18 protein-coding genes are annotated in these 20,557 nt (G+C 64.8%); 11 read left to right on the top strand and 7 right to left on the bottom strand.

All coding sequences use genetic code 11. From position 1 onward, the window contains the following. Positions 1-72: 72 nt before the first annotated feature. A complete protein-coding gene (gene sfnG / locus G6N44_RS22865) occupies positions 73-1,206 on the bottom strand; it encodes a dimethylsulfone monooxygenase SfnG (protein WP_163667990.1) in 1,134 nt (377 codons plus the stop codon). Between the two features lie 130 nt (positions 1,207-1,336). Between sfnG and G6N44_RS22860 the strand changes: the two genes are divergently transcribed. After that, positions 1,337-2,185 (top strand): LLM class F420-dependent oxidoreductase, encoded by an 849-nt coding sequence (locus G6N44_RS22860; protein WP_163667988.1) that lies wholly within the window; start codon positions 1,337-1,339, stop codon positions 2,183-2,185. Between the two features lie 84 nt (positions 2,186-2,269). Next, a complete protein-coding gene (locus G6N44_RS22855) occupies positions 2,270-2,755 on the top strand; it encodes a hypothetical protein (RefSeq protein ID WP_163667986.1) in 486 nt (161 codons plus the stop codon). A gap of 130 nt (positions 2,756-2,885) precedes the next feature. On the opposite strand, the gene G6N44_RS22850 is transcribed toward G6N44_RS22855, so the two are convergent. Beyond that, positions 2,886-4,412, bottom strand: a complete 1,527-nt coding sequence (locus G6N44_RS22850; protein ID WP_163667984.1) for an acetyl-CoA acetyltransferase — start codon at positions 4,410-4,412, stop codon at positions 2,886-2,888. 103 nt (positions 4,413-4,515) lie between these two features. Here G6N44_RS22850 and G6N44_RS22845 point away from each other — a divergent pair, with 103 nt between their 5' ends. The 6 genes from G6N44_RS22845 (at position 4,516) to G6N44_RS22820 (ending at position 10,049) form a co-directional block, all read left to right on the top strand. After that, positions 4,516-4,809, top strand: coding sequence for a type VII secretion target (locus G6N44_RS22845; RefSeq protein WP_163667983.1), 294 nt, complete (start codon positions 4,516-4,518; stop codon positions 4,807-4,809). Between the two features lie 15 nt (positions 4,810-4,824). Continuing rightward, positions 4,825-5,616, top strand: coding sequence for a hypothetical protein (locus tag G6N44_RS22840; protein WP_163667981.1), 792 nt, complete (start codon positions 4,825-4,827; stop codon positions 5,614-5,616). Positions 5,617-5,846: 230 nt separating this feature from the next. Beyond that, a complete protein-coding gene (locus G6N44_RS22835) occupies positions 5,847-6,293 on the top strand; it encodes a hypothetical protein (protein WP_163667978.1) in 447 nt (148 codons plus the stop codon). A 671-nt stretch (positions 6,294-6,964) separates the two neighbouring features. Beyond that, positions 6,965-7,315 carry a hypothetical protein gene (locus tag G6N44_RS22830; protein ID WP_163667976.1) on the top strand — a complete coding sequence of 117 codons (351 nt, stop codon included), beginning with the start codon at positions 6,965-6,967 and terminating at the stop codon, positions 7,313-7,315. A 208-nt stretch (positions 7,316-7,523) separates the two neighbouring features. Then, on the top strand, positions 7,524-8,138 hold the full coding sequence (locus G6N44_RS22825; protein WP_179964604.1) for a TetR/AcrR family transcriptional regulator: 615 nt from the start codon (positions 7,524-7,526) through the stop codon (positions 8,136-8,138). A 39-nt stretch (positions 8,139-8,177) separates the two neighbouring features. Further along, entirely contained in the window at positions 8,178-10,049 is a 1,872-nt protein-coding gene (locus G6N44_RS22820) for a S9 family peptidase (protein WP_163667972.1), read from the top strand. A gap of 69 nt (positions 10,050-10,118) precedes the next feature. Here the strand turns inward: G6N44_RS22820 and sucD are convergent, their stop codons facing one another. Further along, the gene (gene sucD / locus G6N44_RS22815; protein ID WP_163667970.1) at positions 10,119-11,021 is read right to left on the bottom strand and encodes a succinate--CoA ligase subunit alpha; all 903 of its coding nucleotides are present in this window, start codon (positions 11,019-11,021) and stop codon (positions 10,119-10,121) included. 12 nt (positions 11,022-11,033) lie between these two features. Next, a complete protein-coding gene (gene sucC / locus G6N44_RS22810) occupies positions 11,034-12,197 on the bottom strand; it encodes an ADP-forming succinate--CoA ligase subunit beta (RefSeq protein WP_163667968.1) in 1,164 nt (387 codons plus the stop codon). A 283-nt stretch (positions 12,198-12,480) separates the two neighbouring features. Here sucC and G6N44_RS22805 point away from each other — a divergent pair, with 283 nt between their 5' ends. Beyond that, a complete protein-coding gene (locus tag G6N44_RS22805; protein WP_163667966.1) occupies positions 12,481-13,569 on the top strand; it encodes a M23 family metallopeptidase in 1,089 nt (362 codons plus the stop codon). Beyond that, the gene (locus tag G6N44_RS22800; protein ID WP_163667951.1) at positions 13,570-14,139 is read left to right on the top strand and encodes a hypothetical protein; all 570 of its coding nucleotides are present in this window, start codon (positions 13,570-13,572) and stop codon (positions 14,137-14,139) included. A 145-nt stretch (positions 14,140-14,284) separates the two neighbouring features. On the opposite strand, the gene pcrA is transcribed toward G6N44_RS22800, so the two are convergent. Beyond that, on the bottom strand, positions 14,285-16,609 hold the full coding sequence (gene pcrA / locus G6N44_RS22795; protein WP_163667949.1) for a DNA helicase PcrA: 2,325 nt from the start codon (positions 16,607-16,609) through the stop codon (positions 14,285-14,287). Between pcrA and G6N44_RS22790 the strand changes: the two genes are divergently transcribed. Beyond that, complete coding sequence (locus G6N44_RS22790) at positions 16,608-16,922, top strand: chorismate mutase (protein WP_235683116.1); 315 nt, start codon at positions 16,608-16,610, stop codon at positions 16,920-16,922. The genes pcrA and G6N44_RS22790 overlap by 2 nt on opposite strands. 3 nt (positions 16,923-16,925) lie before the next feature. Here G6N44_RS22790 and G6N44_RS22785 read toward each other — a convergent pair whose 3' ends face one another. After that, on the bottom strand, positions 16,926-18,977 hold the full coding sequence (locus tag G6N44_RS22785; RefSeq protein ID WP_163667947.1) for an SGNH/GDSL hydrolase family protein: 2,052 nt from the start codon (positions 18,975-18,977) through the stop codon (positions 16,926-16,928). Between the two features lie 111 nt (positions 18,978-19,088). Then, positions 19,089-20,537 carry an NAD-dependent succinate-semialdehyde dehydrogenase gene (locus G6N44_RS22780; protein WP_163667945.1) on the bottom strand — a complete coding sequence of 483 codons (1,449 nt, stop codon included), beginning with the start codon at positions 20,535-20,537 and terminating at the stop codon, positions 19,089-19,091. Between the last annotated feature and the right edge of the window lie 20 nt (positions 20,538-20,557).

The raw sequence follows: 20,557 nt of genomic DNA, 5'->3' as shown, positions 1-20,557 counted from the left end.
TGAGCGATTCGAGCTTCCACGCTAGCGCACCCGACTGGGTGCCGGGTGCGCGTGTTTGGTGTCGGAGCGGTTCTACGCCCTTACCAGAACGGGCGTCTCGGCGGAATCCGTTTCGGCTGCCTCGATTTCGCGGACCAGTGGCAGCACGTTGGCGCCGAAATACTCGATTTCCTCTTGGAAATGCAGGAATCCGCCGAGGATCAGGTCGACGCCGCGTTTGCGGTAGGCGGCGATGCGTTCGGCGATCTGCTCGGGTGTGCCGATCAACTGGGTGCGGAAGCCGTCGTTGTACTGCACCAGATCCTCGAAACTGGAATCGGCCCACATCCCCTTCTTGTCCCCGGTGGAATTGCCGGCCTGCTGCACCGCGCTACGGAAACCTTCGACGGCGGGCCTGTTGGCCTTGGCGATGATCTCTCTCAACGTCTCCTTCGCTTCTTTCTCCGTGTCGCGGGCGATGATGAACCCGTTGAGACCGAACTTCACCTCTCTGTCGGCGTTGCGGGCGTGGTGACGTACCTCGACGACCTGTTCGGTGAGCCCGTCGAAGTCTTTGCCGTTGGAGAAGTACCAATCGGCATAACGGCCGCCGTTGCGGCGGGCCGCGGTGGAGTTGCCCCCCTGGAACAACTCGGGGTTGGGACGCTCGGATGTGTTCAGCGGCTTGGGCTTGAGGGTGAAATCGTGGATGCGGTAGAAGTCGCCGCGGAATTCAACCGGGTCGTCGTTCGTCCAAATTTCGCGCAACACCTGGAGGAACTCCGCGCTACGGCGGTAGCGCTCGTCATGTTCGAGCCACGGTTCGCCCAGGTGTGTGAACTCGTCCTTGAACCAACCGGACACGACGTTGACCGCGAACCGGCCACCTGACAGGTGATCGGCAGTGGCGCCGAGTTTGGCCAACACGGCCGGTTGCCACAGGCCCGGATGCACGGCCGCGATGACCTTGAGTCTCTCGGTCGCCAACAACAGGGCGAGGCTGAAGCTGGTCGACTCGTGCTGGTATTCCGCGCCGTAGCTGGCCTCATAGCGAACCTGCGACAGGGCATATTCGAAGCCGTTGTTCTCCGCGGTCTGCGCGAGTTTCTTGTTGTATTCGTAGTTCCAGTCGGTGCGCTGTTCGATATCGCTGGTGACCAGACCGCCACTGACATTGGGCACCCAGTACGCGAACTTGACGTGGTCGGCGATGCGTTCGGTCGTCATGCCGATGATCCCAGCAAATCATCGGGGGCCCGTCGCGGGTATCGCTCGCGATGAAGTTTTCTCCGGCCCGACCCGCCTAACGAGACGGTGCGTCTTGCTACTGCGACTGAAACACGTTCTAATTCTGCGTATGGACTATGGGCTTGTTCTCTTCACCAGTGACCGCGGCATCGCCCCGGCCAAGGCCGCCAAACTCGCCGACGATCACGGCTTCACGACGTTCTACGTCCCCGAACACACCCACATCCCGATCAAGCGCGAGGCGGCTCACCCGACCACCGGTGACGAGTCCCTGCCCGACGACCGCTACATGCGCACCCTCGATCCGTGGGTATCGCTGGGCACCGCGTGTGCGGTGACGTCGCGGGTGCGGTTGTCGACGGCCGTCGCGTTGCCGGTCGAGCACGACCCGATCACCCTGGCCAAATCGATCGCCACCCTCGACCACCTGTCCGGTGGACGCGTGTCATTGGGGGTCGGATTCGGTTGGAACACTGATGAACTCGCCGATCACAAGGTCCCCCCGGGCCGCCGACGCACCATGCTGCGCGAGTACCTGGAAGCCATGCGTGCGCTGTGGACCGAGGAAGAAGCCTCCTATGACGGCGAATTCGTGAACTTCGGGCCGTCCTGGGCCTGGCCCAAGCCCGTGCAGTCACACATCCCGATCCTGGTCGGCGCCGCCGGCAACGAGAAGAACTTCAAGTGGATCGCCAAGTCGGCCGACGGCTGGATCACCACTCCCCGCGATTTCAACATCGACGAGCCCGTCAAGCTGCTGCAGGACACCTGGGCCGCTGCCGGACGCGACGGGGCACCGCAGATCGTGGCGCTGGACTTCAAGCCCGACCCCGAAAAGCTCGCCCACTGGCGCGAACTGGGCGTCACCGAAGTTCTGTTCGGGCTGCCGGACAAGTCCGAGGCCGAGGTATCGGCGTACGTCGAGCGGCTTGCGGGCAAGCTGGCCGCGCTCGACTAGTTCTTGACGCCGAGATCAACGCTATGGTCGTGAAAGTTCGCGCGTAACGACCATGGCGTTGATCTCGCGGTTACGCTGACGCGGGTGCGCACCGCTGGACGCCTCGTCGTCTGCCTCATCGCGCTCCTTGCCGCCTGCGCGCCCGCTACCCGCCCCAGCGACGGCAAGGGGTTTCCCGATTTCAGCGGATACGCCCCCGCTGACCATGACACCTATTTCTCTGCCGGGCAGAGATATTCGGGTTACAGCTTCCGGACGCCGAGCGGCCTGACGTGTGACTCCAACGACTATCCCGATCCCGAGTCCGCGCGGATCCAATGCTGGGGTCCGCGGCCAGACAAAGGGCCGGGGCTCTGGTTGGTGGCCGCCGAACGACGGTCTGCCGCCACCATTCGTCAGCTCGCCGACCCAGATGATCCCCAGGCCACTCCACCTCCGTTGCTGCCCGCCCAACACGTGGTGCGGTACCCGAAAGATGACCTTGTCTGCGGGGTCGGCAGCCACATAACGGCCTGTCGTATCGGCAGGCACGGGTTTGTGCTGGGTCCTCAATGGTCGAGGCTCTTCTGAGATGGCGGCGTGAAAGCCGCGCGACGCTGTTCTGAGCATGTCGGATGTTCTCGGCGACATGTGATCTCGAAACCCGGTATCGCATGCGGTACCAGGTTTCCAGGCAGAGTGCCGCGACCAAAGAGCCGCGCTACGCCAGCGTCGCGGTGTTCCGCTTCTCACCAGATTGCACGATGATCGATGCGCCCAGCGGCTCGCCATCGGTGAGCAACTCCACCAGTGCCTCGTCCGTGGTCGTCGCCAGGAATCGGCTGCCATCGGCATCCAGGCGTCCGATGATGATGCCGGTGAGCGGCGTCCAGTCATAGCGGACGGTGTAGGTCTCGATTGTGGCTGGGCCATCGGCCTTTTCGGCGATGACTACGCGCTCCTGGATGTTGAACGCATCCTGCAAGGCGGCGCTGCCGTCGGCCACCCAGTCGGCCGGCTCGGTCGAGTAGATACCGACCGAGTACTTGCTGGCGATACCGCCGTTGCCGCCGACTAGAGCGAACTGCCCTGGCTTGTCGCGCATTTCATTGACTGCCTCGGCGATACCGTGCATCGAGTAGTTGTTCCCCGGGCCGCCGAAGAAGGGCAGACCGCCGGTGAGCGTCAGTCCGCGCTCGTCGTCGGGCGCCAGGCCGGTGCCGTCGCAGATGTTGAACACCGGGAACGGGAAGCAGCTGTACAGATCGAAGGCCGCGATGTCGTCGAGGGTGATGTCTGCGACCCGCAGCGCCTCGTTCACTGCGATGTTCGCGGCATCGCTGTAGCCGAGTTCAGCGCGCTCCAGCAGCTTGATCTCCTTCATGTCGGCGTGCCCGCGCAGGTAAACCCACTTCTCCTCGGGCACCCCGAGTTTCCGGGCGGCCTCGACCGACATCAGCAGTACTGCCGCACCTTGGTTGACCTGATCGCGCGCCACCATCATGCGCGGGTACGGATCACAGATCATCCTGTTGCTCTCGGTGACGGTGGCCAGCTCCTGAGCCGAACGCTCCACCGGGGCAGACGAATACGGGTTCTTCTCGGCCACTTTGGAGAACGGCGCAAACAGCTCGGCCATCTGGGTGCGATAGTCGGAAACCGACAGGCCCACGCGGGCCCGGCGCGCGTTCTCCAGCAGGCCGTACTGCACCGGGGCGCCGATCAGGCCGTGCTTGATCGTGTACTCGTCGAAGATGCCGTCGTATCCGTAGCCGCGGTCCTCCAACTGACCCTCGACGGTCTCGGAGTGATCCGGCTTGTCGTCGCGTTTGGAGAAGTGCCTCAGCGTGGAGGTGTTCTCCGAGCCGAACAGAAGCACCACCTCAGCGTCGCCGGCCGCGATAGCCGACGAGAACTCGGTGACGAGATGCTGGGGACTCTGGCCGCCGATCACCTCGAGAATCGCGCGGGCCGGCTCGGCGCCAACGTTGCGCGCCACCGAGCGCGGGTAGTTATTTGAAACCCCCAGAGTGGGCGTCTGCGGGCCGGAGATCTCGAACTGCCGCGTACCCGCCACGGTGTCGATGGCCTGCGCCACGGCGGCACTGTCGGCGCCGCAGTCGCGCAGTGCCGCCTTGGCCGCCTCGGTGGCCAGCTCGACCGAGGACATCCCGCGGTAACCGTCGAGGTCGATGCGTTCGGTGAACTGCCCGACGCCGACGATGACGGGGGTGCGCGGATCGACCATGGCAATCTCCTTGACGGGTGTTAATTCGCGAGGCTAACCGATTGCTGTTTCGCGAGGGAAATCGGTGCCTATCCGCCCTCATCAGGAGCGTTAGGGTCAATCAGTGACGCAACCATTGAAAGTCGATACCGCGGCGCTCGAATGGGCTGCCCGAGAACTCGCCGCGGCCAGCGACGACCTCGGAGATTCACTCACATATGAGTGGCGACCTCCGGCGGATCAACCATCAGCGAAGGCCACTGTTGCCGTCACTGCTGCGGCCCATCACGTGATGAGCGAGTGTTCAGCCAACCTGCTCCACTTCGCCGATAGCATCGCCCAGGCAGCGCGCTATTACGACGCGACTGATTCGGCCAACGCTCAAGCCGTAATCAAGACGATGAACCCGCCCAAGTAGGAGTGTCGAGTCGAGATGCTGACGCGTTCTCGTGTCGAGGGGTGGACGACGGGCCACCTGAAATCTGCGTCTCTCGGGTGGGAGCGCGCCGCCAGCATCATTGATGAGCACTACAGCAAGGCCCAGAGCACAGTCGGCGGCGTTCCCTGGACAGGCCCGGCTTCAGACCGCGCCAACGGCAAGTTGTTCGAAAATTTGGCCAAGGTCCGGAAATCGCTCGATCTCATCAGGCAGGCATCAGGTATCGCCAAGGCGGGTGCGGAATCTATCGGCGCCGCCAAGAACGATGCAGTCAACGCGATCAAGAACGTTGAGGGCCAGTTCTTCTCGGTAAGCGAGGACTTGACCGTCACCGACCGCTTGCCCTGGATCATCGGCCCTGCCCTGGCCCTGATGCGGAAACTGAGGGCGACTCACGCCCAAGCCGATATTCGCGCGAAGGCAACGGTGTTGGAATGGACCGATCAAAACGTCGCCGATCAACTCGACACAATGACGTCGAGGCTGAGAGAGTTCGATCTACAGGGCGGCAAGGGCGAATCGGGCGCAGGCTCGTCCAAAGACCCCCAGATCACCGGGTGCCCAGGACCTTTACGGCCAGACGGCACACAGGGCGATTTGAATTCCACTCTCCCCGGTACCGGCATCGAGATCAGTGGCGACGGGCGAACCGGTTACCCCACACTGAACGGACAAAAGAATCCGTTGGAGATCGAGGCGAACCAACCATCACCGGAAAATCCAGACGGGAAGGACAAGGTCCGACCGCTTCCGACCGCTTCCGACCGGCACGATTGTTGGTCCTGACGGGAAGCAGTACGCGCTGTACAGCGAGGTCCCCTATGTAGTGGACGGGAAGCCAAATCGTGAATATGCAACCGCCGATACCACCGTGGTGGATCTCAACGATCCATCGAAGAGTATCGGCGTCATGCCCGGGATTGCCCAAGCCAGTGGCGCGTACGACCCAAAGACCAACCGGATGATCGTAGTAGGAAACACCGGTCCACATCCTGGAGACCGGACGAGAATGCTGTATGTCCGACCCCATTGACCCCGCCAACCCGAACGGCTGGATGCAAACCCTCAAGCCCCAGGGTGAAATCCAGGGATTGCCCGGTGACCGCGAGAGCCAACTCGTCGCACTCAAAGGTGGCGGGTTCATGCTCGTCGGATCCGACAACTTCAATCCGGGTGTTCCAGGCGATCAACCGATCAGTGCGATTACCGCGACGATGCCAGAAGGTTTGCTGAAGGCACCGGCGACTCCACTATTCCCGCCTGGGCAGGGAACTTGGCCGGGAGGAGGGACCGGGGCTCCGTACGGTCCTACTGTCGTCGATACAACATATGACCCGGTTACCGGTCAAGAGACGGTACAACTTCGTGTGAGCACATGGGAGGATCCGCCGGGCTGGGATGGAACCGGCGACAAACCGTACAACCCTAAGACTTATCAAACCGAGATCACCGTCCAGCACTAACGCGATGAGAGAAAAGCCATGAGTAGCGTGCACCTCCTGCGCCAGGTCCTCGCCGTCCCCGCAATGGTTGCAACCCTTGCCGTTGGCCCTGCAGTGCCATCGGCGGAGGCACAACCACCTGGATTTCCCGATCTCAATGCGTTTACAGATGCACCGGCCAACCTCGACTTCTCGCGCCCAGACCGCTGGGCCAACGGGTACGCGTTCTTTCGCACACCTGACGGTCTAAGCTGCATGATCGGTGGTGTCAGACGGTGCAGTGGGCCCCTACCCGGACTGCCCGTGGAATACGGCGAATGTGCCGTCGTGCTGCAGACCCACGAAGAGTACAGTCGCTCAGCACCTTTCAGGTTTGAGAAGTCGGTCAAGGGGTGCCCACCACCGGCCGACACACTTCTCAACATCGGTCAGAAGCTAACACTTACCGCGAACAACACCACGACGTGCGTGGTCGGTGAGGATCGATTAACCGCATGCATCGACGGCGACGGGAAGCATGGCTTCGTACTGCAACCGTCGGGAAGCTGGGCGTTCTGATGCGGCTTGCGCGGTGCTTGGTCATCGCACTTCTCGGAGTTACGGCATGTTCGTCAACACCGGAGTTACCTTCTCCACCAGTAGGTTTCCCCGACCTGAACGAGTTTGCGGGCGTCGACCCAAAGGATTTCGACTTGGGCGGAACAGCGTTCGTCAGCCCCGAACGGATCAGTTGCCTGCTCGACTACGGGCCTCATAGATCCGTCGTGTGCGGTCGCAACATTGACGGCATCGCCGATTCGGTAACAGGTACCGGTTGTCCTGAGGTGCGCAAGCCAGAGGACGGACCGAGCGACGCACCCTACGTCATCTCACGGCCGGATGGGGATTGCGCCTCGGCGAGGTTTAAACCGATCACCGTCGGCAAGAAACTCAAGGGCCACAACAACACCTGCGTCGTCGGCGGGAACAACCTTGTTGCCTGTATCGATGCCGACCACAAGCACGGGTTCGTGCTCTCACCCTCCGGCAGCTGGGCTTTCTGAGCGCGCCGTTTTCCACGCCCGGGTCGTTCTGATCGAACAAGCACCGCCCTGGTGCAGGAAACGGCGGTGTGGCTCAAGCATGGAGAGCGACGACTTAGACGAGGCGAAGCAACAACGAAACCGGCGCTCACCAGCACGCCTTGACGACTCTGTCACTTAGTGACACATTGGAGCTGTCACTAAGTGACAGGTTCTGGAGGTGAGGGCGATCAGCGACAAGCAGGATCAGGCGCGTCTGGCGGTCTCGCGACACGCCTGCAAGCTGTTCTGGGAGCGTGGGGTCGCAGGCACCAGCGGTGACGACATCGCCTCGGCTGCAGGGCTTTCCACCCGCACGATCTGGCGCTACTTCCGCGCCAAGGAACGCTGTGTCGAACCGGTGCTGGAAAAGTCCGCGGACCGGTTCATCGACATTTTGAACCGGTGGCCGCATGAGTTATCGCTGGCCGAACACCTTGCCACCGACGGGATTTCACATCCGATGGCGCCCGAGGACGTACAAGACGAGATCAGCGCCATGCGGATCGCCACCATGACGATGTCCGAGCCGGCACTGCGTACCGCGTACCTCATGGTGCACGACCGAATGGAGCAGGGCTTCATCCCGGTGATCGCCGACCGGCTGCACCTGCCCGCCGACGACCTCACCGTCCGTCTGTGCGCGGCTGCTGTCACCGGGGCGTTCCGAGTCGTCGACGAGGACGTCAGCGTGGCGGTGATCGTCGAGGGCAAGAAGGTCACCGAAGAGCAGGCGCTCGCCCTGATCGACCGGGCGATCCGCGATGCCACCAACGGGCGGTTGGGCGGACCCGTCGAATCCTGAGCCTGAAAGAGCTTGTCCGCACCCGCGAAAGGACTCCCAATGACGTTGCCCGAACTGATCTCGGTAGAGGATTTCTTCAGCCCACCCGAGCGCGCAGCCGCGAAGATCTCGCCCGACGGAACTAGAATCGCCTACCTGGCGCCGTGGAAGAACCGCCTCAACGTGTGGGTTCAGGACCTCGACGGCGATGCACCTCCGCGCTGCGTCACCGCCGACGAAATCCGCAGCGTCTACATCTACGCATGGACCGACGATCCGCGGTGGCTGCTCTACATGCAGGACAACGGCGGTGACGAGAACTTCCATGTGTACTGCATCGACCTGGAAAACCCCGATGCCGCCGCAGTGGATCTCACGCCGTTTCCGGGCGCCAGAGCGAGTTTCGATCTCGCCAAGAGCCGGCCCGGGAAGGCGATCGTGCAGACGAACAACCGCGATCCGCAGCTGGTCGACGCGTACGAACTCGACATCGCCACTGGCGAACTCACCCTGCTGGCGGAGAATCCCGGGAACGTCATCACCTGGCTGTGCGCCCCCAACGGTGACCTGTTCACCAACACGCTGACGGCCGACGGTGACGTCGAGATATCGCAATGGAACTCGGCCACAGCGTCATTGCGGACCATCAAGGTCTACGACGGCACCGACTACCCGCTGGGCATCTTCCCTCTGGTCATCTCCCCGGACGGCACCGGCATCTGGTTGGGGTCGAATGAGGGCAGCGACCGTAGCAGGCTGGCCCGGCTCGATGTGGCGACCGGGGTCGAGACCGAGGTGGACAGCCACCCGACATTCGACCTCGGCAATCAGATGGTGTTGCCGTCACCCTTCATCCTCAGCGAGCGCACGGGGGAACTGATCGGCGCCCGCTTCTACGGGGAGCGCCAGGTGATCCATGCCCTGGACCCGAATTTCGCTGCGGTACTGGAGAATCTGACCCGACTGTCGGAGGGCGACCTCGCCGGGATCTCGTCGGACGACTCCGGGCAGCGCTGGGTCGTCAACTTCACCCACGACCGCGACCCGGGCGTCACCTACTTCTACGACCACACGACCGGCGAGAGCCGGTTGCTGTTCCGGCCATATCCGAATCTGAATTCAGATTCATTGGCACCGATGGTCCCGGTGACCATCCCCTCGCGCGACGGCCTTGAGCTGCACTCGTATCTGACCCTGCCCGTCGGCGTCGAGCCCACCGACCTGCCGATGGTGCTGCTGGTGCACGGTGGACCCTGGTCACGGGATTGCTGGGGCTTCCAGCCCGACGTGCAGATGCTGGCCAACCGCGGATATGCGGTGCTACAGGTCAACTTTCGCGGCTCGACCGGCTACGGCAAGGACTTCACCAAAGCCGCGATCGGCGAGTTCGCCGGCAGGATGCACGACGACCTGATCGATGCGGTGGACTGGGCCGTCAAGCAGGGGTACGCCGACCGCGACAAGGTCGCGATCTTCGGCGGCTCCTACGGCGGTTACGCCTCGCTGGTCGGGGTGACGTTCACCCCGGACGTCTTCGCCGCGGCGATCGACTACGTCGGCATCTCCAGCCTGGCCAACTTCATGCGCACACTGCCGAACGTGGCCCGGCCATTCCTGGCGACGAACTGGCATCTGTACGTCGGGGACCACAACGATCCGGTGCAGGAGGCCGACATGCTGGCCCGCTCCCCCATCACGAAGGTGGATCAGATCCGCACGCCGCTGTTGGTAGTTCAGGGCGCCAACGACTCTCGTGTGGTCCAGGCCGAATCCGACAACCTGGTCGAAGCACTGCGCACGCGCGGCGTCGAGGTCGAATACATGGTCAAAGAGGACGAGGGGCACGGATTCCTCAACCCGGACAACCAGATCGACATGTACCACGCTGTCGAGCGGTTCCTGGCCGAGCATCTCGGCGGTCGCCTTCCCTGACGAGAGGACGCGAAAGCCCCTGAAATCCAGCGATTTCGGGGGCCTTAGCGTCTGCTCGCGCAGAGAGAACTACAGGTTGGCGAGCAGCTCGCGCGCCTTGGCGGCGGTCTCGGACGGCGTCTTGCCGACCTTCACGCCGGCGGCCTCCAGGGCCTCCTGCTTACCGGCCGCGGTACCGGCACCGTCGGACACGATGGCGCCGGCGTGGCCCATCGTCTTGCCCTCCGGAGCGGTGAAGCCCGCGACGTAGCCGACGACCGGCTTGGTGACGTTGGCCTTGATGTAGGCGGCGGCCTTCTCTTCGGCGTCGCCGCCGATCTCACCGATCATCACGATCAGCTTGGTCTCGGGATCCTTCTCGAACGCCTCGATGGCGTCGATGTGGGTGGTGCCGATGACCGGGTCGCCGCCGATGCCGATGGCGGTGGAGAAGCCGAGATCGCGCAGCTCGTACATCATCTGGTAGGTCAGCGTGCCCGACTTCGACACCAGGCCGATCGGGCCCTTGCCGGTGATGTTGTTCGGCGTGATGCCGACCAGCGACTCACCGGGGGTGATGATGCCGGGGCAGTTCGGCCCGATGATGCGGGTCTTCTCGCCCTTGTCGACGTTGTAGGCCCACGCGTAAGCACTGTCCTGCACCGGGATTCCCTCGGTGATGACCACCAGCAGCGGGATCTCGGCGTCGATGGCCTCGATGATGGCGTCCTTGGAGAACGCCGGCGGCACGAAGGCGATCGACACGTCAGCGCCGGTCTCCTTCATGGCCTCGGCGACCGATGCGAACACCGGCAGCTCCACATCGGAACCGTCAGCAGCCTTGTGGGACACGGTGGTTCCGGCCTTGCGGGCGTTGACGCCGCCGACGACCTGGGTGCCGGCCTTGAGCATCAGAGCGGTGTGCTTGGTGCCCTCACCGCCGGTGATGCCCTGGACGATGACCTTGGAGTCCTTGTTCAAAAAGATCGACATTGCAGCAGTCCCTTACTTGTTCGCCAGCTCGGCGGCCTTGTCGGCACCGGCGTCCATGGTCTCGGCCTGGACAACCAGGGGATGGTTGGCCTCGGCGAGAATCCGCCGGCCCTCTTCGACGTTGTTGCCGTCCAGGCGGACGACGAGCGGCTTGTTGGCCTCATCGCCCAGCTTCTTCAGCGCGCCGACGATGCCGTTGGCCACCGCGTCACAGGCGGTGATGCCGCCGAATACGTTGACGAACACGCTCTTGACCTGGCTGTCGTTCAGGATGACGTCGAGGCCGTTGGCCATGACCTCAGCCGAAGCGCCACCGCCGATGTCGAGGAAGTTGGCCGGCTTCACGCCACCGTGCTTCTCGCCCGCGTAGGCAACCACGTCCAGCGTCGACATGACCAGGCCGGCACCGTTACCGATGATGCCCACCTCGCCGTCGAGCTTGACGTAGTTGAGGTCGTTCTCCTTGGCCTTGAGCTCGAGGGGATCGGTGGCGTCCTTGTCCTCGAACTCGGCGTGGCCGGGCTGCCGGAAGTCGGCGTTGGCGTCCAGGGTGACCTTGCCGTCCAGCGCCAGGATCTGGTCGTCGGGCGTGCGCACCAGCGGGTTGACCTCAACCAGGGTGGCGTCCTCGCCGACGAACACCTCCCACAGTTTCTGGATGGTCACGGCCGCGGCGTCCAGCACCTCGGCGGGCAGGTGGCCCTGCTCGGCGATCGAGCGGGCGAAGGCCAGGTCGACACCCTTGACGGCGTCGACGGGCACCTTGGCCAGCCGCTCGGGCTTGGTGGCGGCGACTTCCTCGATCTCCATGCCGCCTTCAACCGAGCACATGGCCAGGTAGGTGCGGTTGGAACGATCGAGCAGGAACGAGATGTAGTACTCCTCGGCGATGTCGCTCGCCTCGGCCACCAGCAACTTTTTGACGACGTGACCCTTGATGTCGAGACCGAGGATGTTGGTCGCGTGCTCGAGGGCGTCTTCGGGGGTGGCTGCGTACTTCACGCCGCCGGCCTTACCGCGGCCGCCGACCTTCACCTGTGCCTTGATCATCACGGGCTTGCCGATTTCGGTGGCGATCGCCTTGGCGTCCTCGGCCGAGTCGGTCACGCGGCCCGGGGTCGTGGGGACGTTGTGCTTGGCGAACAGCTCTTTTGCCTGATATTCGAAGAGATCCATGTGCTTCCTAGATAGGCGTTGTCTGTCTGCTTGGCTTCTAGCGAGCTTCGAAGCTGCCCGGTCCGCTTAACCTCTGACGGGCCCGCTGGCACTTTATCCACCGCTGAGTGATGGGTTAGCATCGCCTCCGGCTCATGTGGTAGATCTCACCGCTACCGCGAGGTGATACGGATCACATTCCGGTGCGGAATAGACCCATAGGTTGCCACCATCAGTGGGATTTGGTTACCGTGCCTCTGGTCCAGATAACGTTCAGGTCACGACGAAGAAGGATTCCCGAGTCTTGCCGCAGCACCGTTCGTCCGAAGCTCCGCGTGGGGCGTCGACGGATGCGCGCCGCCGCAGGCGCCGTGTTTCACCTGAGATCCTGGATGCCGCGGAGATCACCGACGTCATTCCGTTCAGCGCCTTCGAAGCGTTCGATGACCGCTCTGACCATGCTCATCGCGGATCGGACAACGAAGAACCCGGCGTGATCTTCGCCCCCGAACTCGACGATATGGACGACACCGACGATCTGGTGCCCGTCCGTCTCGCGGTCCCCTCCCGCTTCCGCCCGGAGGCCAGAAGTGACCGCAGCTCCCGTTACGCGTACCGGGACAGCCATACCGACGTGAGCGACGGGATCGCCGCCACCGACGTGATCAACATCTCGGGCGGGCGCGGTGCCCACCGCAAGGAACCCGCCGGGGCCGTCAAGAGCCGCCTGATGATCGCCGCCATGGCCGCGGGTGCGACCGCCGCCGGCGCCTATTCGCTGAGTAACCCCACCGAGATCAACGCTGACGACACGATCCTGGCCTCCGAGGGCAGCCACATCGAAGGCGCCTCGGTCACTGGCTCGGTGGACGGCATGCAGATCGTCACGGTCGCCTCGACCGCCGACACCTCGGTGCACGCCGAAGAGATCACGAAAGCCGCCGCCTTCGCCCAGGAACGTGCCGAGCGCGAAGCGCGGCTGTCACGCCCGCTGTTCGTCATGCCCACCAAGGGTTACGTCTGGACCTCGAACTTCGGCTACCGCTGGGGCGTACTGCACGCAGGCATCGACCTCGCGAGCCCGATCGGCACCCCGATCGTGGCAGTCTCCGACGGCGTAGTCATCGCCTCGGGTCCGACCGCCGGTTACGGCGCGTGGGTCAAACTGCGCCATTCCGACGGCACCGTCACGCTCTACGGGCACATCAACACGTGGCTCGTCAGCGTGGGCGACCGGGTGATGGCCGGCGATCAGATCGCCACCGTCGGAAATCGGGGCTACTCCACCGGCCCCCACCTGCATTTCGAGGTTCTGCAGAACGGCAGCAGCCGCATCGATCCGGTGCCGTGGCTGTCGAAGCGAGGCATCAGCCTCGGCAGCTATGTTGGCTGAGTGAGCGACGAGGGTCTGATACCAGCCGATCACCCCGAAGACGACGACCGCACCCGCATCATCCGGCGTCATCCCACCGGCGCCATTCCCACCGCGGCCGGCGCCGAGCCACAGACCGGCCTGATAGGCCGTGACGACGACGCCAGCACAACGTATGTGCCCCGCGCCCGGCCGGTGATCATCCCGCACTCCCCGGCGGGTACCAACCCGCGTACGGCGATCGTGGCGGCCGCATTGGCCATCCTCAGCGGCTGGGCCACCGGCGTCATCGCGACCGATCTGATCTCCGGCTGGTGGCGCACCGACCGATTGTTCTGCGTAGCCATCGGTTTCCTGGCGGCGATCTCAGCTGCAGCAACCATCGGAGGACTCATCGCACTGTTGCTGCGGCACCGGATGGGCCGACTCCTGGTCGTCGTCGGCGCGGTCATCAGCCTGCTGATCTTCGCCAGCCTGTTCATCGCCGGGGCCCAACTGCATCCCGTCGTCTACGCGATGCCGGCCCTCCCCCTGGCCGCCATTCTCTTCACGGTGTTGCCCTCGACCGGGCGTTGGAGCGCACGCCGATAGGCGCCCGCTAGCGGGCGCCCCTAGAACTTGACCCGTAACCGGGCTTGCACCGAGATCGACATCAGGGTCGTGAAGAGTGATGAGTCGCAGCCCTGACGTAGAACTCGGGGTGTTGCGTGCGGCGCAATCGCACACGCTGCGAGCTTCAGAGCTTCTGCACCGGCGCGTGGTTGTGCATCAGCTTGACCCGGCCGGCACTGCCGAAGTCGATCAGTGACATCGCTGATTCACCTACACCCGATACTTCCTCGACGCGGCCCAGTCCGTACTTGTCATGGGTGACCCGGTCGCCGGGCTCCAGCGTGATCACCGCACGGTTGCGGGCCGGCGCGGGCCGTGACGGCGACGGGCGCGGGGTGCCATAGCGGCCGGCGTTGCCCACCGGCGCACTCATCGACGACGGCTGTTCGACGCGCCGCCAGTTGATCAGGTCCTCCGGAATCTCGCGCAGGAACCGCGATTCCGGATTGAGCATGGGTTGGCCCCACGACGATCGCACCTTGGCCCGCGACAAATACAGCCGCTGACGGGCCCGGGTGATGCCGACGTAGGCCAACCGGCGTTCCTCGGACAACTCGTTCGGATCGCCCAGAGCTCGCATGTGCGGAAACATGCCGTCCTCCCAGCCGGTGACGAACACAGCCGGAAACTCCAGGCCCTTGGCCGTGTGCAGGGTCATCATCGTCACCACGCCCGCACCGTCTTCGGGGATCTCGTCGGCGTCGGCCACCAGCGACACCCGCTCCAGGAACTGGGCCAGCACCCCGGTGTCGGGAATGTCCTCGTCGACGGGCTCACCCTCACCCTGTTCGGCCAGGGCCCGGGCGTTGGCCAGGTCGGTGCTGAATTCGTGTGCGACGCTGACCAATTCGTTGAGGTTGTCCAACCGGGCCAGGTCCTGCGGATCGCTGGAGGCTTCCAGCTCACGGCGGTAGCCGGTGCGCTCGAGCACGCTCTCGACCAGATCTCCCAGTTCGTCATCGAGCTTGCCGCGCAGCTGGTCCAGCATCTGGACAAACGAGGCGATGGCCTTCTCCGAGCGGGTGTTCAGCATCGGCACCCGGCCCTCGGCGGCAGCCTGCAGCGCATCGTTGAAGGTGGCGCCGGTGTTCTCGGCGTACACCGCGACGCAGGCCTCGGCCCGGTCACCGATGCCGCGGCGGGGGGTGTTGAGGATGCGACGCATGCTCACCGAGTCACCCGGATTGTCCAGCACCCGCAGATAGGCGACGATGTCGCGGATCTCGCGGCGCTCGTAGAACCGCACCCCACCGACGACCTTGTACGGGATGCCCGCGCGGATGAACACTTCCTCCAGCGCGCGCGAGGAGTTGTTGGTGCGGTAGAACACCGCGACGTCCGAATATTTCAGGCCTGCGCTGTCGGCCAGGGAGTCGATCTCCTGGGCCACGAACCGGGCCTCGTCATGTTCGTTGTCGGCGACATAGCCGACGATCAGCTCACCCTCGCCTTCCTCGGTCCACAGCCGCTTCTCCCGGCGGCCCGTGTTGCGGGCGATCACCGAGTTGGCCGCGTTCAGGATGGTCTGGGTGGAGCGGTAGTTCTGTTCCAGCAGGATCGTCGTCGCGTCCGGGTAGTCGCGTTCGAAGTCCTCGATGTTGCGGATCGTCGCACCGCGGAATGCGTAGATGGACTGATCGGCGTCACCCACCACGCACAGCTCCGACGCTGCCACGCCGTCGGTCTCGTCGAGGTGGTGCCCCACCAACTCGCGCACCAACACATACTGCGCGTGGTTGGTGTCCTGGTACTCGTCGACCAGGATGTGGCGGAACCGGCGCCGGTAGTACTGGGCGATCTGTGGGAAGGCCTGCAGGATGCCGACCGTCTCGCCGATCAGATCGTCGAAGTCCAGCGCATTGGCCGCGCGCAGCCTGCGCTGATACTCGCCGTAGACCTGGGCGACGATGCCGGCCATCTCCTCGGCGGCTTCCGAGGCCTCAGCCACTGCCTGCTCGGGCCCGATCAGCTCGTTCTTCAGGTTCGAGATGCCATTGGCCAGCAGCCGAGGCGAATACCGCTTGGTGTCCAGCCCCATGTCCTTGCCGATCATCATCAGCAGGCGCCGGGAATCGTCCGAATCGTAGATCGAGAAATTGGAGTTCAGCCCCGGCAGCAGCGAAGCCTGGTTACGCAGGATGCGCACGCAGGTCGAGTGAAACGTCGACACCCACATGTTGCGGGCTCTGGGCCCTACCAATCCGACCACACGTTCCCGCATCTCGGCGGCGGCCTTGTTGGTGAACGTTATGGCCAGGATCTGCCCCACCCCGACTTCACGCGCCGCCAGCAGATAGGCGATACGCCTGGTCAGCACGGCCGTCTTCCCCGACCCGGCGCCCGCGACGATCAGCAACGGCGACCCAACGTGGCGCACCGCCTGGCGCTGCTGGGGGTTCAGACCGTCAAGGAGTTGGTCGATTTCGGAGGCGACGGAGGAAGTGGTCATCTTGCCGTCAAACTTACCGCTGGGCGGGGACAGTTTTGCGCTGGCACGGGCCGACTGGGACGATCGGGTTGTGCCTGAGATCGATGACCTGCGCCGGGAGATAGACGAACTCGATGCCACCATCCTTGCCGCGGTCCAACGCCGCGCCGAGGTCTCCAAGCTGATCGGCAAGGCCCGGATGGCCTCCGGCGGTACCCGCCTGGTGCACAGCCGCGAGATGCAGGTGATCGAGCGGTACAGCGCGCTCGGTCCCGAGGGCAAGGACCTGGCGATCCTGCTGCTGCAGCTCGGCCGCGGCCGGCTGGGCCACTAGGCCCTATCGGCCCGCCGGCTTGGCGGGTTTGACCGGTTGGGCCGGCGTCTTGAGCGAGTCCAGCAGCCACGGCGTCAACCACTGGACCGCCTCGGACGTCGGGTGCACGCCGTCGCTGCGGATCCGGACGCCGTTGATCTTCGCGGTGTACTTGCCGTCCGGGTTGAGCTTGGCGTTGAAATCCAGCACCGACACGTTGGGCCGTGGCCCGGCCACACTGCGCAGCATGGTGTTCCAGGCCTGCACCCGGCCCGGCTGATCCTCGGGGTAGAGCGTCCCGTCCGACCGCTCGCCGCGTCGGTTGTAGGGCGCCGTGGTCACCACGACCCGGGCCCCGGTCGAGCTGAGGATGTCCAACGCGCGCTGCAGCTCACCTTTGAGATAGGCGTCGTAGGCGTCGTTGCCGACGTGCATCCACCGCCCGTGCCAGGTCCGGTCCACAACCTCCCAGCGCCCGATCATCAGCAGTACGGTGTCCGGCCGGTCATGGGCGAGCCGCTGGGCCCAGCGCTCCGGCCAGGAATCGCACTCCGGCTTCTGGTTCAGCGTCTCCCCGGCCGACCGGTACGGCCCGCCGCGGGCGATGCCGCAGCCGATGGTCGTGTAGTCGCTGAAGTGAAAACCCGGTGTGTCGGGCAGATAGCGCATCAACGTCCATGCCACCGAGTCGCCGAACACCGCGACCTTCCGTGTGCCGGGAGGCAGTGCAGGCGGCGGTCCCACCGCGACGGCCCGCTCCGCGCCGATGTCCTGCTCGGACGCGGCGGCCGCCATCACGTCCGGGCCCGCGGGCCGGGTCGGGACGCCGACCGGAACGACCGTCATCGTCACCACCGCGGCGGTGGCGACCGTGGCCGCCGACAGTCGGAGCATCGGGACATGTTCGGGGCGCCAGTGCCGGATCGGCTGCTCGATCGCCCACCACGACACCCACGACACCGCGATCGTCACCGCGCACCGCAACGCCAGCAGCGACCAGCCCTCCAGGCCGGTGCGCTCGCCGTTGAGGATCAGGAAGATGGGCCAGTGCCATAGGTAGACGCCATAGGAGATGACGCCCAACGTCACCAGCGGGAACCACGCCAGCGCGCGGGCGACGTAGCCGTCCTGATCCAGTGCGACGGGGGCGACGACGAGCACGGCGCCGACGGCCACCACGATCAACAGCCCGTGCTGGAATTCGTCGGCGCTCCCGGTCGCCAGGTGCGCTGCCAACGCCAGCACCGCGATCCCGATCACCGGCAATGTCCAGGCCACCCAGCGCCGCCACCGGGTCCGGATCAGCGTGCCCGACACGGTGAGCGCCGACCAGTCGCGCACGAGCAGCGCCGCGGCCGCCGCGCCGATCAACAGCGCCTGCGCGCGGGTGTCGGTACCGAAGTACACGCGGTTGAGTTCTGCGGCGTCGCCGGACAGCAGGATCGCTGCGACAGCCGAGCCGATGACGCCGAGCACCGCCAGCACGAAGACCACGGCGCGGGTCGCGCCAATCAAACGGGGGTGCGGACGGTCCGTCGTGAAACGCCGCACCAGCAGCGCGGCACCCAGCACCAGCAGTGGCCAGAGCAGGTAGTACTGCTCTTCGACCGCCAGCGACCAGGTGTGCTGCAACGGTGAGGGCGTGGCGCCCTGGCTGAAGTAGTCGGTGTCCGCGGCGACGAACACCCAGTTGGCCATCCAGAAGAACGCCCCGACCGCGTCTTCGCGCAGTGAGGTCACCGCATCGGAGGGGAACAGGGGCCGGGTGATCACCACGGCCAAGGTCATCAGCACCATCGCCGGCAGCAGACGCTTCGCGCGGCGGATCCAGAAGCCTTTGAGGTCGATGCGTTCGGTGCGTCGGAACTCGTCGAGCAGCAGCGAGGTGATCAGAAATCCGCTGAGCACGAAGAAGACGTCGACGCCGATGAAACCTCCGGCCACACCGGGCACCCCGCCGTGACCTGCCAGCACCAGGGCCACCGCGATCGCGCGGATTCCGTCGAGTGCCGGGATGTCACGCCGGATGGAGGCACGCAGACGCCGACTGGGAGCACGGACTGGCGCCGCAGTCACGTCATGCCCTCCCGTCTTGTGTTGAACGCCAAGACTATCCCCGGCGAGCAGACGTCAAAGTCCCCCGACACCGGCGTGTCGGGGGACTTTGGCGTCTGCTCGCGCTGAGGACTAGTTCGTCAGCGCAATATATTTCGTGTCGAGGTACTCCTCGATGCCCTCGGACCCGCCCTCGCGACCGAATCCCGACTCCTTGATGCCGCCGAACGGGGCGGCCGCATCGGAGATGACACCGCGGTTGATGCCGACCATGCCGGATTCGATACCGTCGGCCACCCGCAACGCCCGGTCCAGCGACTGGGTGTAAACGTAAGCAGCCAAGCCGTATTCGGTGTTGTTCGCGGCGGCCACACCCTCATCCTCGGTGTCGAACCCGGTGATGGGGGCGACCGGGCCGAAGATCTCCTCCTTGAGGATGCGGGCGTCGGCGGGCACATCGGTCAGCACCGTGGCCGGGTAGAAGTTGCCGGGACCGCCGGGAGCGACGCCGCCGACGGCAACGGTCGCACCTTTCGATACCGCGTCAGAGACGAGCTCGGTGACCGTGGCAACCTGCTTGGAATTGACGAGCGGGCCCAACGTCGACGCGGGGTCGATGCCCTTGCCGAGGGTGAACTCGCTCATCCGCTTGACGAGCTTCTCGGTGAACTCTTCGCGCACCGAGTTCGCCACGTGGAAGCGGTTGGCGGCGGTGCACGCCTCTCCCCCGTTGCGCATCTTGGCCAGGATCGCGCCGTCGACCGCCGCGTCCACGTCGGCATCGTCGAACACGATGAACGGAGCATTGCCGCCCAACTCCATCGACGTGCGCAGCAGCTTGTCGGCCGATTGCTTCACCAGCGCCTTGCCCACCCCGGTCGAGCCCGTGAAGGTGAGCTTGCGCAGCCGACCGTCGTCGATCAGCGCGGTGCTCACCGCACCCGGGTTACTGGTCGGCAGCACCGACAGCACTCCCTTGGGCAAGCCGGCCTCATCCATCAGCTTGGCCAGCAACAACATCGTCAGCGGAGTTTCCTGCGCGGGTTTGACGATCATGGTGCAGCCCGCGGCGAAGGCGGGCCCCATCTTGCGAGTGCCCATGGCCAGCGGGAAATTCCACGGCGTGATCGCGTAGCACGGGCCGACGGCCTGCTTGGTGACCAGGATTCGACCGGTGCCCGCCGGTGCCGGGGTGTAACGACCGGCGATGCGCACGGCTTCTTCGGAGAACCAACGGAAGAACTCGGCGCCGTAGGCGACCTCGCCCTTGCTCTCGGCGACGATCTTGCCCATCTCCAGAGTCATCAGCGCGGCGATGTCGTCGGCGCGTTCGGTGATCTTCTCGAACACCGAGCGAAGGATCTCGCCTCGTTTACGCGGGGCGGTTGCGGCCCATTCGGCCTGGACCGCACATGCGGCGTCCAATGCGGCGACGGCGTCGGCGGCGGTCGCGTCGGCCACGGCGGCCAACACCTGATCGTCGCTCGGGTCGAGCACGTTGAACGTCGATGCGGCCTGACGTTCCTCACCACCGATCCACAGACCCGTGGGCACGGATGCAATCAAGTCTTCAATGGCCATACATCCATCATGTACGCCTT

Origin of the sequence: Mycolicibacterium alvei (assembly GCF_010727325.1) — a bacterium.
In the GTDB taxonomy this organism is placed as follows: Bacteria; Actinomycetota; Actinomycetes; order Mycobacteriales; family Mycobacteriaceae; genus Mycobacterium; species Mycobacterium alvei.
Note: the sequence above shows the minus strand (reverse complement) of the source record. Positions and strands in the feature narration are given on the sequence as shown.

Coding starts and splice junctions, on each gene's coding strand:
- sfnG (WP_163667990.1), bottom strand. CDS start 1,206: ATGACGACCGAACGCATCGCCGACCACGTCAAGTTCGCGTACTGGGTG.
- sucD (WP_163667970.1), bottom strand. CDS start 11,021: ATGTCGATCTTTTTGAACAAGGACTCCAAGGTCATCGTCCAGGGCATC.
- G6N44_RS22850 (WP_163667984.1), bottom strand. CDS start 4,412: ATGGTCGATCCGCGCACCCCCGTCATCGTCGGCGTCGGGCAGTTCACC.
- sucC (WP_163667968.1), bottom strand. CDS start 12,197: ATGGATCTCTTCGAATATCAGGCAAAAGAGCTGTTCGCCAAGCACAAC.
- pcrA (WP_163667949.1), bottom strand. CDS start 16,609: ATGACCACTTCCTCCGTCGCCTCCGAAATCGACCAACTCCTTGACGGT.
- G6N44_RS22835 (WP_163667978.1), top strand. CDS start 5,847: ATGTCCGACCCCATTGACCCCGCCAACCCGAACGGCTGGATGCAAACC.
- G6N44_RS22780 (WP_163667945.1), bottom strand. CDS start 20,537: ATGGCCATTGAAGACTTGATTGCATCCGTGCCCACGGGTCTGTGGATC.
- G6N44_RS22820 (WP_163667972.1), top strand. CDS start 8,178: ATGACGTTGCCCGAACTGATCTCGGTAGAGGATTTCTTCAGCCCACCC.
- G6N44_RS22840 (WP_163667981.1), top strand. CDS start 4,825: ATGCTGACGCGTTCTCGTGTCGAGGGGTGGACGACGGGCCACCTGAAA.
- G6N44_RS22860 (WP_163667988.1), top strand. CDS start 1,337: ATGGACTATGGGCTTGTTCTCTTCACCAGTGACCGCGGCATCGCCCCG.